Below are 14174 nucleotides of genomic sequence, written 5' to 3'. Positions count from 1 at the left end.
GTTTTTTCTATGATTTGAACTTCCACCGAAAGGAGCTATAACAAGAAATACAAAGTTTGACGATCTAATTTTGGCAATTTAACAGCTATTTAACAGCTATCTGGAATTTCTAGGAAGAAAAAAGCTGGCGATCATCTGATATACAAAAGCTCTAGAGTTTAGAAATTACAATAGTTTTAGGAGAGTTACAAAAGAGAGTTATATCAAGTCACATTAATTAACTCACATATAGGGACTTTTTATGCAATATCTCTACGGGTTAGGAGAAGCAATGTTTATTACAGTTGTTTCATGAGACATGATATTACTAGCAAATAATTTGAGAAATAGGTAGGTTTAATACCTACCTATCTTAATGTTTGAATAAATTAAAGATGGGACGTTGCTGATGCGTGGGTATGATATCAAATCCGTTTAATTGGACATAAAAAAATTCTTCAATCGTCATAACTACGCTCATCAAAGTGATTCTCTCTCCTCCTGACTCCTGACTCCTGACTCCTCCTTACTTAACCAATCTATAACTGTTTAACCGGATTTGATATTTGTATTTTTTTGCGATTGCTAAACTATTGAATGATAAATATTTGAGATTCTTCAGTTTTTATTTTCATAACTTGATTCAGCAATGCCAAAGATGATATCTACAAGTCAAGATTTGATGACATATATAGTCATACTAATACCTGGTTTATGAATAGTGAGCTATCTTTAAAGAAGTAGAAGCTGTAAATCTCAGTAACTTTATCACTAACTCAGGTAAGTATTATGAATAAATTTAATGTTACCTCTTGGAATAATAATTCAGCCAAAGTAATTACAAAAAATGAATCAGAATCTAGAATGTGGGATAGTTTGAAGCAAGCGATCGCTGTAAGTTCAGGTTTTCAGAGATGGCAATTAGAGCGTAAGATTAATGAAGGTCAGCAGCAAAATATATCCTTAGATCGGCAAGTTAGTATATATTTACGGGAAACTTTAGAAACACTAGCTTATTAAAACAGTAGTCTATATTACAAATCTTCTTGTTCATTTTTTACAGTAGTTTTCTACTTGATAAGAGACAAGGTTTCATTACTCTTACAGACAGGAAACAGATAGTAAGATTTAACTTGATCTTATACCATCACAAAAAGTATTCTAGTTCTATAGCAGTCTAAGGAAAGGCTAGGAAAAATTAAAAGCTTAAAATTCAGACAACGTAAGATTTTTCCTTCTTCCTTCTGCTATACCATAATTCTGAAAACAACTCAAATTACAAAACGCCTAATCCTAATATATTTAGAAGTAGGCGTTTTGCTTTTAAAAAGGGTTTTTTATATTTAGGGTCTTTATCTTAGCTGACCCAACTTAAATATTTAAGGTCTTTATTTTTAGCTGACCTCAATTTATAGTCATTTACTATTTAACAACAACTTGACAGGGATCAAGGATTTCGTAATATTTTCTTTATTTTTTTGTATTTTTATGGCCAAATATATATCCACATTACAAAGTTTAAACTTTTGTTACTTAGACGAAGAGGATCGATTACTGGCCTTTTGCTCCAAACGAAATAGGAAAATCATCAGGATGACAATTCCGACTTGTAAAGCAAAATTAGGTAAAGTAGAAGCAATATTTTGGCCTGCAATAATTTTTGCTAAAAAAATAAAAGCTCCGGTGAAACCAGAAGCTCCGAAAGCTATATATATAAATTGCCGTAGTCCTCGATAAGGTGCATCCAGTTCACCTTTGAGGCGAGCATATTTTTCTGGGCTAAGTTTAGTTTGAGAGGAATTATTATTTGACTTTGGAGTTGACATAGTATTTTAGATACAAACTTGAAGAAGTAAGTAGGTCAGTATTAAAAATTATAGTGACGATCAGGCAGGGGGCGAAATATCAGAAGTTTTTGAGCAACTTTACTGTTCATTACATACTTTGGTTTTTTCGTGCCTAACTACTTATTAGTTAATAATTAGTAGTTAATATTTACAAAAACTAATCAATTCCAGCCAAATATTTACAACTTATTCAATGAATAAAAACCTATATATTAAAAACATTAACAATAATTTTGAACTTACCTTTGTAGCAACAACAATATTGTCTGAAATAAACCAACCACAACACCTAAAACACCCCCCAAATTAACAATAGCTTGCAACTCATTTTTGACAATTACATTAACAGCAACTTCCAATTCTTCAGGAGAAGTACCCTTAACGCGGTCAATAATTACTTGGTCAATGTTTAAAATTGGAATTGCTTGAGCCACAATATTTTCTAAATCCCGTTCTAAATAGCGTTCTAAAACCAAAGCTAATTCTTGACTCACCAACTCTAGAGAACTATTCATTATTGATGAAGCTTGTAAGCGATTAATAATTAAATCGGCAATATGCTCCCAATCTATAGATAAACTTAAACCTTGAATTAAATCAGCACCACGTTCTTGCAAGTATAGACGTACACTATCACCCATTGTATTTCTTAACTGGCGTACCGTAGAAACAGGTAAATTTTGCATGGAAAGATTTTGTAACCATTCCTGAATTCTTTCTCTAACACCTAATGCTCTGATTAATTCTTTTAAACGCTGATTAGTTAATTCTTTATCATCTAAACAGAAAGTTCTTAATCTAATCAAAGTATTACGCAACCCAAACAAATTAGCTACTACCCAATAAGTACCACTAGCTTTTTCGCGAAAATCTTCATCAATAATTGAAATATTTTGATCTGTGAGAAAATCAATTAAAGTCTGCCTTAATATATCTGGTGGTAGTACAATTTTAAGCAACCAATCTGATAGTTGAGTTGCCTGCATTTCTGTTAGTTGAAACTCTAGCAAGACTTGGTCAAAAATTTGGTTGAGTTGAGCTTCCAAAAAATCTTCTTTTTTTGCCCAAACTTTGAGAAGTCTTGGCAAAGATTGACCTAATAGATCCCGTAGAATATTTGCTAGAATTTTAGCAGTTTTCTTACTTGTATCGATTTTAAATTGTTCTAAGGACATTTGTAACAGCCAAAGAATAGCTGCCTCCATTCGCTCCGTTTGCAACAAACGACGTGCTAAATTCTGCAACTCTGAAGGAGTTAACAAAGAACCCATTATAGTATCAGCAACTCGCTTTGCTAAACGTTCTTGGTTCGCAGGAATTAATCCAGGAGTAAAGGGTAGCTTTTGCCCAAAAGCATAGTAAGGACGATAAGGGCGAAATAGCATTTTAATCGCTATATCATTAGTGAAATACCCAATAATTCCACCTGCGATTGGTGGTACAAAATAAAGCCAGATATTAGACAACTTTAATTATTTCAGACTATCTACTTTTGACAAGACTAATAACAATTATAAGATTATCAGTTGAAAAATTATTTTGTAATTACTAATATTCCCATCATACCCCCAGCAATAGGGTAATGTTTTGCATTGACAAATCCGGCTTGATGTGCTATTAGTACTTGCTCTACCCCAGTGGGAAATTTTGTCAGACTTGGACTAATATAGGCGTATTCCTGAGTTAGCTCCAAATTACCAGCCACAGGAACTACTACTTTATCCAGATACCACTGTTGAAAACTTCTGACTAAAGAAGCACTAGGACGGTGCATATCGAGAATGGCTGCCTTAGAATTGGGCTTGAGGACTCGATATAACTCTTGTAAACAATGAGGAATATCCAAGACATTACGCAAACCATATCCCATTGTAGCACAATCGAAATAATTATCTGCAAAGGGTAAATTCAAGGCATCTGCTTCTACCCAATTAATAGGACTAACCTGACCAAATAAAGTTGATTTGCGGTTACGAGCGATCGCCAATTGTTGTACAGAAAAGTCTACTCCATACACTATACCTTGACTACCCGCATATTTGGCCAGCATCCAAGCCAAATCTCCACTACCACAACATAAATCCAAGCAGGTATTGCCATCATTAGCTTCACTCCACATTACAGCCATTTGCTTCCAGATTTTATGTAGTCCCAGACTTAGTGCATCATTAAGTTGGTCATAAACTGGGGCAATTCTGTTAAATATGGCCTGAACTTCTGTGGAATTATAATCATAAGTAGTAGTTTTCATTTTTATAGTAAGTTTAAGTTATGGAGACTTTTGGTTAATGACAGCAGGCAGCTATGCTAAGTATAGAGATTATGTGTTCCACTTTAGTAGAGTCGTTAGAGAGAAGCGGAGCTAGGAACATAAATTTATTGGAATACAAATATTTGGCCTACCTAATTATTTATAAGTAAAGCTTATAGTATGCCTGAAGCTATGCAAAACTATTCAAAGCCAATGACAGTAGTTGAGTACAGATATTAATCGTATCAAGTTCTTCTGGACGTATTTTGCTTGGTTGTTGCCATTGTAAGGATATCAAGGCCACAAGTTTTTGCCGATAGGAAATTGGAATGACAATATGAGTCTTTATTCCTGAAATTTGATAATTTGCCACATTAGAAAGATCAATATCTTCTGATACATCCATCACAACTTGTAACTTTTGAGAAGCGATCGCTTCAATTGCCAGAGGGTCATTAACCAACCAATTGTCCACCTTACCCAAATTACTACTAACCCCTTGAATTGAAGTTAGACCATTATCCTCAATCAATTGCAAAATACATACATCACAAGAAAAAGCCTCTCTATAGACAGATGCAATTTCCTCTAAAGCTTGCTCTACTGTCTCAGAATTTTGAGATATATTAACCACATTGCTCAACAATTGCAATTGAGTTTGAGTTTTTAGCAATTCTTCAGTACGTTGATTCAACCTTTCATAAGTATTTGCCGCCTTTTGTACAACTCCTTTTAGTTCATTAGGGTCCCAAGGCTTAGTAATATACTTATGTACTTGTCCAGAATTAATCGCTTCCACCAAATCTTCAATATCAGTAAATCCTGTGAGAATAATTCTGATAGTATTAGGAAATTGGGGCAATGTTTTACTTAAAAATTCCGTACCCTTCATTTCTGGCATTCGTTGATCGGAGATAATGACAGCCACCTCTCCCTCTGATGCCAAAATTTCCAAAGCCTGAATACCACTTTCAGCTTTTAGTACGCTAAAATCTCGTCTGAAGGTGCGGTAGAGCAAGTCCAAGTTATCTGGTTCATCATCTACCACTAGCATTTTAGGCTTTTTTCTTCTAGTTAAGCTCATCAGTTGGCTTTTTATGCTATCTAACTGTTGAGGAATTGCTTCCATTAAAACAAACCTCCGCAATTGTAACCCGAAAATAACATAATACTAATTCAATTTTCGACATCTTCCCCAAACTGTTAATACTTATTGATGCCAAGGATAGGTTAAACGGAAAGCTGATGTGATTGGATGCTTAAGAGTTTCCTGTTAATTTTATTATCTTATCCAGTCTTAACTAGGCCAGGCATAAGAAAAGCCCAACTCTCATTAGAAGCAATTTGTTTAATGTCCACCAAGTGCCATAATATTAACAGATTGTGGTGTTGTTTTGGGAATAGGCATTATTTATGAAATACTACTTTATACCATTTCACGCAAGTAAAAAGCGAGTGCGTAATTCTGAGGCCCCCTCAGAATGTAAGACGCACTCAAGACAGTCAAAAGTCAAAAGTCAAAAGTAAGATTTTATCGGCTCAGAAGTTTGAGTTTACAGTAATTTCAGGAAATTATTTCACATTTAAAGTTTGAAACTATTTGTGACATCTTTAAAAGTGAATTGGTATCATCTAACAACCATCTATCTTAGAAGTTGTCAATATTCAACCGAAACCTTGTATCGCCAAAAATTATTCCACTTGATTTTTGGTGTTATATCTCAGAAATAAATTAACTTATGGCCTTATATCCGTAGCTGATATATTTTTAGGTAGGATGGTCAAAGGCTTATTCATTCATTTAAAATTAAAACAAAAAAAGTGCACCATCAATTATGATCGAAACACCAGAAAATTCCCCCAACTCTCAAGAAAAATCAACAAACCCAGTAGAGATAGAAAACTTAATTGGTTTGCTACGTCGCAAAGAAAGTAACTGGGTAGAGTGGGGACAAGCTTGTGCAAAACTACAAAAAGCTGGATATACTTCTCAGCAAATATTTGAAGCAACAGGATTTGAACCTGTACAGCAAAATCAGGTGATAGTAGGATCTCAAGTATATACAAGTATTGTCAATGCCAAAACCGCAAAAAATGTACAGTCGCAAAGTGGAACAGATTTTTTATCGCGCTTTGAGAGATCGGGAAGTGATATTCTTTACGAATTGAGAATTTTAACTCAAGAGCAAAGAATTATAGCAACTGAGTTTATAGTTGAGCATAATCTTGATGTTGATGATGCGAAAGAGTTAGCAAAGGCCATTAAGGATTTTGCTCGGATGAAAACAATACCAGAAGGATTTTCCGATCGCCCTGGAGATATAGTAGCTTATCAATGTTGGAAACTAGCTAGGCAACAAAACGACTTACAACAAAGATCTCGTCTCATTGCTAAAGGTCTTAAATTAGCTAATTCTCAAACAGCTAGAAAACAACTTGAAAAGTTACTAACTGATTTTACTATTGTTTCTCAGAGACCAGCACCCCGTCTGCCAATTTATCGAATGGAGTCAGAAGAAGAATTGCCCCGTATTTTACCAGTAGTGGGAAAATTCCCCCTGAACACGGAAGATTTAAAAGCTGTCCCTATAGTTGAGGAGGTGGGGTCTCATGGAATAGTAAAGTTTTCTGGTGGAACAGGTGCTTGGGTAGGGATACCTGGATGGCGAGTTGTCATGCAAGCAGAAGATCCTGTAGCAGTGATTGAAAATAGCGATCGCTTGCCTACTCCAATACCAGGAGCAACTGAGGAAGTTTTGTTAATTATTGATAGGTCTCAACGTGAATGGGATGAGGATGGTTATTTTATCGTAGACCAAGCTGGGAAAATAGAGATGCAGTGCTTTGATGAATTACCTAATATACCTCTACTTGGACGGGTTTTGCTAGTATTAAGACCCAAAAAGATTCTCGATCAAGAATTTGTGAAAGACCTTTTGCAATTTGAGGAATAATAATTCACTGAAAGGGAGCAGGGAGTGGGGGGTGGGGGAGTAGGGAGTATTTGTCTACCTGCTTGGTGCGCTACCAGATGCGACTAACGTCGTCGCGGGGTCTTATCCGCTTTTTCCCCTATTCTATTTCTGAATTTCCTGACTTCTGTAGGGGGCGAACGGCCATTCGCCCATACTTCAATGCTAAAAGCACATACCGCGTGCAAAGATACCATAAGAGTCCTATAGAAGATAAATATCGGGACTTTGATATTTTTGTCCCCAAAAATAACTGAAAATCATACAGAGCAAGGAAAATACATCAAAAGGGTAAAATAGCTAAAAACTACACCTATCAAAAACAAGCTGATTTGACGTGAAAATCTTCATAAGTAAGCTTTTGACAGTATTTTTCAGATGTTTTTGACTAAAGTCCCGATATTTAAAATATCTGCGCGCGAAAATTTTTTTTATTCTACTCTACTTAAGGCACTGGACAGTACAAAGTTCTGAGTGGAAAAAAAACATTCCCCACTAAAAGTCGGGGAATGGTGCATACTGGTTAATGATTCTTAAATTTGACCAGCTAATCTCTATTATCCACATAATCGGTACGATAGAGCAAATCTTGACCAACTTACGTCCAGTATTTAGTCGTCATGCCACTGATGAATGGTTTGTGAGCCTGATTTAGGGCATTCTTTTATGCAACCAACATCGGGCAGTTACCAGCGATCTCAACGCTGTGGGACTAACACAAAATTACTACACCCAAGCTTTACACTGGTTTCATTCCCAGGCAATTAGTGCTCAAAAATTATCCATGGGGTGGCATGAATGGTTAATCACTCACCCAAAAGTTCACTGTCTTAGAGGTCAACCAGTTTATGTAGGTGATGGTATAAAAGTCGGTAAGGAAGAAAAAAAATGCCTGCGGTGAAAAAACTAGATAATGAATCAGAAAATGTAACGAAGCCAGAATGGATATGAGGTCATTACTTTGGAGTCATTACCATACTTTTAAAAGCAGGTTGTTGTTTGAAAGTAGTTCCTGTGACTTTGGGATTGCCAGATGGTATCAAGGTAGCTGAGGATGATCAAACTACAATAGTAGAGCGAATGTCTGTTTTGTGCGTAGAACTGCTCCATGCTGGTAGCTATATCATTCTGGATGCTGAGTTTGCTTCTCAAAATTTGATTGAAGAGTTGAGAAAGCATAAGCTACATTTAATTACAAGAGTACGAATCAATGCAGTAGGTAAACATCCTTTACCACCACCACCGCTCAAATGCAGTCGTGGCAGACCTCGCATCTGGGGTGAATCAGTCAAACTACGCAGCTTGTTTGCTCACAAAAGCTCCTTGAGTACAGAAACTCTAGTACTTTACGGTAAGATGGTAACACTCAGATATCGGTGCATAGATTGGCATTGGGATTGTCCTGCTCAAAGGGTACGCTTTGTACTAGCTGTATGGCCGGAGGGCAAACAAATAATTCTGCTATCAACTGATCTGACTCTATCCGCAGCAGAAATTTTAACGGCTGATAGTTGGCGTTTTCAGATTGAAGTCACTTTCCGCAACTTGATTCAACTATTATCTGGTTTTAGCTATCGGTTTTGGATCAAAGCTCTGCTCCCAACTCAGGGGTGGCCGAAAGACTACTTAATTCTCAATCGATATCCGAACAAACAGCAGCAACAATTTCACAGAAAAGTCGAAGCTATGGAACGGTTTGTACTGAGCAACGCTATAGCTCTAGCTATTTTACAACTGCTTAGTTTAGAGATGCCCATGATGATCTCGAAGGACTTGCCTCGTTGGTTTCGTACCCTACCCTCCAATGGTTATCCAAGTGAACAGATAGTTCTACTGACACTCGCCGAGCAAAGAAAGCAGATTTTAGCCAAAAGTAGGTCAGGGCTACTTTTGACAAAATTCTTAAATACTCGAACGCTATTCACCAGACAATCAAATCTGGAGCATTTTTTCACATGAAACCAACTGTTTTATGAATACAAAAACTTTTTACTGTCCAGTAAGGCAGAAAATACAGATTAAAATGTAACGACCTTGGCGTGAATTTGGTACTATCTATTGCAATAGACAGGCATTTTAGGACTTATGTGGATGATGATCTGAATCAGGGGAAATGTTTTTCCCGCTATTCCCTATTCTCTGTTTCCTGCTATAAATAGACATCTCCAAGAATCAAAAATAAAATCAATTATCGCACAAAAATTATCAATTATTTTCCCCTACTCCCTACTCTCTCTTTTCTGGAGATATCTAATGAAAATTGCTATAATATTTTGCTCCTCCTTAGTTATTTCTTTATTCACAAATTATGAGCAAAACAACAGATAAAAAGTTTACTCCTCCTGTGATGAATTTACCTTTGGTAGATTCGCCATTTTTTGAACAAATTTTTAGCCAGTTAACTTTAGACAAAGATACAAAAAAACTTGTCAAACAATTTGCCGAACAAGGATATGTAATCATAGACGACTTAGGTATAGAAAATATTGCAGAAACTACAGACAGAATAGTTAAAGACTTAACTCCCATATATGGAGAAAAAGGCAAAGTAGAATCAGCTTGGATTCATCACGATCGAATTCAGGATGCTTGGACATTCAATCAAGATGTAAAAAAAATTGCCACTTCTTCCAAAATTATTAACCTATTAAAAATACTTTATCAGCGAGAACCAATCCCATTTCAAACCTTAAATTTTAAGTTTGGTACTCAACAATCTACTCATAGTGACAGTATACATTTTAGTTCAATGCCAGCTAGGTTTATGTGTGGAGTTTGGGTAGCTCTTGAAGATGTAGACGCAAATAACGGTCCGCTACATTATTATCCTGGCAGTCATAAATTACCAATATTTGATTTAAATGACTTAGGAATTACAGGTAGTTATCAAAATAAACCTTATGATGTTTATCCCATATATGAAGAGTTTTTACAGTCATTAATTGAACATAATGGTTTAAAAAAAGTAGAACTTTATGTCAAGAAAGGGCAAGCTTTAATTTGGGCTGCAAATTTACTACATGGGGGTAGTCCAGTTTTAGATAAAAACCGCACCAGATATAGTCAAGTAACACATTATTATTTCTCTGATTGTATGTATTATATTCCTTTACTTTCAGATCCATTTTTACATAGAATTCATCTTAAAGAAGTGAGAAATATTATGACAGGAAAAGTAGTCGATCATATTTATAATGGTGAGAAAATTGAAGTTAATCCCGAACAGTATGAAGTAGAAAGATTAAAATATCAACTGTTACAATTTCAGGAGGAATTAGAAAAATTAAGACCTATGGCAATGCAATTTCAGGATGAACTGACTATATTAAAACCTCAACTTCAAACAGTTGAGTCAGAACTAGAAAAGTTACGTATTCAGTTATATGATTATCAAACAAAATTTCAATTATCAGAAGCTCAAAATCAGTCAATTGAGACAGAATTAAAAAGACTAAGAACTCAGTTATATCAATCTGAATTATAGTAAATTCAGCTATAAGCTATAAGCTATCAGTTATCAGTTATCAATAGGACTTATACCGTTTCACGGAAGTCAAAAGTCAAAAGTTAAAAGTTAAAAGTTAAAAGTTAAAAGTTAAAAGTAATATTTTTAGGACTCAAAACTTTGACACTACAGTAATTTCAGGAAATTATTTCACATCTAAAGGAGCTAAACTTATTTGTAACATTCTTTTTTCACGCTTGGTATTACACATAACCACCAATTATGGTAGGGGTTAACGACCGTTAACCCCTACAAATGGTTTATAATATCATGTTCGGTAGCATCGGAGCGTGTATAAAATTAGGCATTGGTGAATGCGTAATGCTTTTGTCTCAAATATCTATGAAAAAACTATAATTGTACCGTTCATAAATATTTAATGGCATTACCTAATCACCAACCCCTAAAATTAAGGTAATAATAGGAGAAAACCTTCTGCCTCCAGCATAGCTGCCTTCTGCCTTCCTTCCATCAAAGTCTAATTATTCAACCGGACATGATATAACTTCATCTTTTGGGTAAGTCTTGGTATATAGCAGTTGAAGCAAAGGTTAGGATAGATCAAAAACTTAAAACTCAGACAACGTAATACTTTTCCTTCTTTCTTCTGCTATATATTATGTTCCCAATGCGGGACTTGCCCCCTATAGGTATACCTCACCCATGATGGAATATATCGAATCTGCTGTAAATAATATTGTCTGGTCAAAAAACTCAGTTTTATGATTCAAATAAATCAACTTTAGGATCATAAAACTGGGTTAAATAAATCTCCTAAATTCGCACAAAACTACCGTTAATATGGGAGCGATCGCTCGGTTCTAAATAACCTAAATTCTTCATCTTCAGTATAATTTTCTCCTTACTTTCAGTAACTGTTTCTAAGTCAGTTAGACATTCAACTTCAGGATGAGGAGGTGCTTCATAAGGTGAATCAATACCAGTAAATTCTTTAATTCCTCCAGCTCTGGCAAGTTGATAAAGTCCTTTTTTGTCTCGTGCTTCGCAAACTTCTAAAGGTGCATTAACATATACTTCCATAAAATTGCCAATTCTTTTTCTAACCTCAGCTCGAACTTGATTATAAGGAGAAATAGCAGACACTAAAACAATCACACCATTACGAGTTAAAAGATGAGCTAAAAAACCAATTCTGCGGATATTTTCATCTCGGTCAACTTTACTAAAACCCAAACTTTTACCAATATCTTGACGAACTATAGTACTATCAAGAACTTCTACCGTATAACCAAGCGATCGCAACTCTTCTGCCACAGCTAGACTCAGAGTAGTTTTACCAGCACAGCTTAAACCAGTAAACCACACTGTTACAGCAGTTTGATTAATTTTTTCCATTCACAACATCCTATAAAAAACAAAGTTTAAATCCCGAATAAAAATAGGAATTTTAGGAATTTAAAGTTTCATCATTTTCTTGACTTAAGATATCTACTATGATAACATAATTGTTTAACTTGCTATAAGTCAAATATAGCGTAAAGTATAACAGCCCAATCAGTTATAACTATAATTGAAACAGTAAAAACTATTTTAAATTCCTCATAGCATTGCCAATTAAATCTCCACAACTTAACTCATATAAATGGAAAATATTAGACATCTTCGTAGTTGGTTACGCATATCTCGTCAACCTCAGTATCGTTGGTTTTGGTTTGTAGCTGCAGCACTAATCTATGTAAGTATTCTCCTGTTTCCAATAGCAGGAATAGAAAAAGAAGCAAAAGGAGCTTTAGCAGTATTTGGGGTAACAGCTTTCCTGTGGGCAACAAATACCTTACCAGTAGCAGTCACAGGCTTAATGGTCTTATTTTTAATTCCCCTCAGTGGTAGTATGTCTGCCACAGAAACTTATGCCTATTTCGGCAACAAAGCAGTATTTTTTGTATTAGGAGCATTTATTTTAGCTAGTCCTATTCAACGCTCAGGACTGAGTACCCGTCTAGCATTAACAGTAGTTTCCCGTTTTGGCAATACCCAGAATACTTTAATTGCCTCTATTTTAATTCTTTCAGCCGTAATGTCTTTTGTGATTAGTTCCTACGCTGTTACGGCAATGTTATTTCCAGTAGTGATAGAAGTTATACAAGCAGCAGGAGCTAGACCCGGTGGACGTTTTGGACTAGCAGCATTCTTAGCTTTAGGGTGGGGTTGTGGTATTGGTGGTATCGCAACTTTACTTGGAGGTGCCAGAGCACCACTAGCATTAGGAGTTCTTCGCAGCACCACTAACGGAGAATACGATGTCAGTTTTGTGGAATGGTTTATTTGGTCTATTCCTTTAGTCGTATTACTGTTAACAGTAGCTTATTTTATCTTACTCCAAATAGGAAAAGGTACAGTTGTGTCTTTACCAAATGCCCTAAAATTTCTCAAAATTAGGTCAAAAAGTCTGGGAGGAATTTCACCAAGAGAAATTGGTACATTAGTATTAGTGGCAGGGATAGTTTTATTGTGGATTTTTCGAGGAACAGCTTGGGGACTAGATACAATAGCTTTCTTTGGGGTGATGTGTAGCTTCATTTTTGGGTTGGCAAGTTGGCAAGAAGTAGAAGAAGATGTTAACTGGGGTATTTTTTTAATGTATGGTAGTGCTATTGCTCTAAGTGCAGTGTTACGAGATACAGGGGCAGCACAAGCATTAGCAGAAATTTTATTGGGATCGTGGATTAATTCTGGTTTCATTTGTTTTGTGGCAATGGTTTTGATTATTACTATTTTGACAGAAGGAATGAGTAATGCTGCTGCTGTGGCAGTTTTGATGCCAGTTGGACTTGCTTTAGCAGCTAAATATGGCATAGACCCTAGAGCAATGACATTGGGTATTACTCTGCCATCAGGTCTGGCTTTTCTGTTGCCAGTAAGTACCCCGGTAATGGCCATTATCATTGGTAGTGGTTATGTGTCGCCTGCTGAAGCTTTTAAGCGTGGCTTATTGCTAAAATTAGTGGGGACTTTGATATTCTTGGCAATGGCGAAATTTTATTGGCCTTTATTTGGGCTAGGGGTGTAAGATATGAATATTTGGTTGGTGGTTGCAAATCCCTATGCTTACGATAAAGCAATGTGGAAAGGAATCTCAGAAGCTCAACAAAATCAAGCTAAATTGAGAGTTGTGTTTTTTATTAATAATAACTCTATTAATGATGTTATTGGTGAACTGGGTCAGACTGGTTGGTTAGGGTCTAATCCTTTGCATAAACTTCAAGACTCTATGTTAGAGGGTTATCGCGCTCTAGCTAGTGATGTTTTGAAGCGGGTAAAGCGTAAAGCTAAAGAAAAAGAAGTAGAATTAGATATTCAAGAAGTAATAGAAAGACCTAGTTTAGAAGAATATCTGTTTGAGCTTGTAGAGCAAGATGCAATAAAAATTATTGTTGCTGGTCCTCAGTTACTTACTACTAGAGTTGCAAATTTACCAAGTATAGCAGAGTATATTGAGGAAGATTAAAAATAATGTAATTAATTCCTATAGTATTTTATTTATTTGTTCAATGAAGCTCTAAAAATATGTATCTCATCAAGTTAAAAATTGGTGTAGGTCATTTCAGTTATCAGTTAGCCTCCTAACGGAGGAACTGCGTTAACAGTACCTCTGCAAT

At 35.6% G+C, this 14174-nt stretch carries 12 protein-coding genes; 7 read left to right on the top strand and 5 right to left on the bottom strand.

Going from position 1 to position 14174, the window contains the following annotated elements:
* Nucleotides 1–768: 768 nt before the first annotated feature.
* Nucleotides 769–999, top strand: a complete 231-nt coding sequence (locus D5R40_RS06520) for a hypothetical protein (RefSeq protein WP_192901126.1) — start codon at nucleotides 769–771, stop codon at nucleotides 997–999.
* 509 nt (nucleotides 1000–1508) lie between these two features.
* Here the strand turns inward: D5R40_RS06520 and D5R40_RS06515 are convergent.
* The 4 genes from D5R40_RS06515 to D5R40_RS06500 form a co-directional block, all read right to left on the bottom strand.
* Nucleotides 1509–1805 (bottom strand): DUF3493 domain-containing protein, encoded by a 297-nt coding sequence (locus D5R40_RS06515; protein ID WP_124145082.1) that lies wholly within the window; start codon nucleotides 1803–1805, stop codon nucleotides 1509–1511.
* Nucleotides 1806–2065: 260 nt separating this feature from the next.
* On the bottom strand, nucleotides 2066–3292 hold the full coding sequence (locus D5R40_RS06510) for a DUF445 domain-containing protein (protein WP_124145081.1): 1227 nt from the start codon (nucleotides 3290–3292) through the stop codon (nucleotides 2066–2068).
* Between the two features lie 68 nt (nucleotides 3293–3360).
* Nucleotides 3361–4077 (bottom strand): bifunctional demethylmenaquinone methyltransferase/2-methoxy-6-polyprenyl-1,4-benzoquinol methylase UbiE, encoded by a 717-nt coding sequence (gene ubiE / locus D5R40_RS06505; RefSeq protein WP_124154398.1) that lies wholly within the window; start codon nucleotides 4075–4077, stop codon nucleotides 3361–3363.
* Nucleotides 4078–4267: 190 nt separating this feature from the next.
* The gene (locus tag D5R40_RS06500; RefSeq protein ID WP_124145079.1) at nucleotides 4268–5206 is read right to left on the bottom strand and encodes a response regulator; all 939 of its coding nucleotides are present in this window, start codon (nucleotides 5204–5206) and stop codon (nucleotides 4268–4270) included.
* Nucleotides 5207–5912: 706 nt separating this feature from the next.
* On the opposite strand from D5R40_RS06500, the gene D5R40_RS06495 reads away from it, so the two are divergent.
* The 4 genes from D5R40_RS06495 (at nucleotide 5913) to D5R40_RS06480 (ending at nucleotide 10533) form a co-directional block, all read left to right on the top strand.
* Nucleotides 5913–7031 (top strand): RuBisCO accumulation factor 1, encoded by a 1119-nt coding sequence (locus tag D5R40_RS06495; protein ID WP_124145078.1) that lies wholly within the window; start codon nucleotides 5913–5915, stop codon nucleotides 7029–7031.
* Between the two features lie 724 nt (nucleotides 7032–7755).
* Nucleotides 7756–7950, top strand: coding sequence for a hypothetical protein (locus tag D5R40_RS06490; protein ID WP_124154397.1), 195 nt, complete (start codon nucleotides 7756–7758; stop codon nucleotides 7948–7950).
* Nucleotides 7951–8048: 98 nt separating this feature from the next.
* Complete coding sequence (locus D5R40_RS06485; RefSeq protein WP_124154396.1) at nucleotides 8049–9008, top strand: transposase; 960 nt, start codon at nucleotides 8049–8051, stop codon at nucleotides 9006–9008.
* Between the two features lie 349 nt (nucleotides 9009–9357).
* The gene (locus D5R40_RS06480) at nucleotides 9358–10533 is read left to right on the top strand and encodes a phytanoyl-CoA dioxygenase family protein (RefSeq protein WP_240041553.1); all 1176 of its coding nucleotides are present in this window, start codon (nucleotides 9358–9360) and stop codon (nucleotides 10531–10533) included.
* Nucleotides 10534–11328: 795 nt separating this feature from the next.
* On the opposite strand, the gene cysC is transcribed toward D5R40_RS06480, so the two are convergent.
* Nucleotides 11329–11910, bottom strand: coding sequence for an adenylyl-sulfate kinase (cysC, locus tag D5R40_RS06475; RefSeq protein WP_192901270.1), 582 nt, complete (start codon nucleotides 11908–11910; stop codon nucleotides 11329–11331).
* A 247-nt stretch (nucleotides 11911–12157) separates the two neighbouring features.
* Here cysC and D5R40_RS06470 point away from each other — a divergent pair, with 247 nt between their 5' ends.
* Together D5R40_RS06470 and D5R40_RS06465 are read left to right on the top strand one after the other, a co-directional pair.
* Nucleotides 12158–13585 carry an SLC13 family permease gene (locus D5R40_RS06470; RefSeq protein ID WP_124145076.1) on the top strand — a complete coding sequence of 476 codons (1428 nt, stop codon included), beginning with the start codon at nucleotides 12158–12160 and terminating at the stop codon, nucleotides 13583–13585.
* A gap of 3 nt (nucleotides 13586–13588) precedes the next feature.
* A complete protein-coding gene (locus tag D5R40_RS06465) occupies nucleotides 13589–14023 on the top strand; it encodes a hypothetical protein (RefSeq protein ID WP_124145075.1) in 435 nt (144 codons plus the stop codon).
* Nucleotides 14024–14174: the final 151 nt, after the last annotated feature.

The organism is Okeania hirsuta (genome assembly GCF_003838195.1).
Classification (GTDB): domain Bacteria; phylum Cyanobacteriota; class Cyanobacteriia; order Cyanobacteriales; family Microcoleaceae; genus Okeania; species Okeania hirsuta.
The sequence above is the reverse complement of the archived record's forward strand: the minus strand, read 5'-3'. Positions and strand labels throughout refer to the sequence as shown.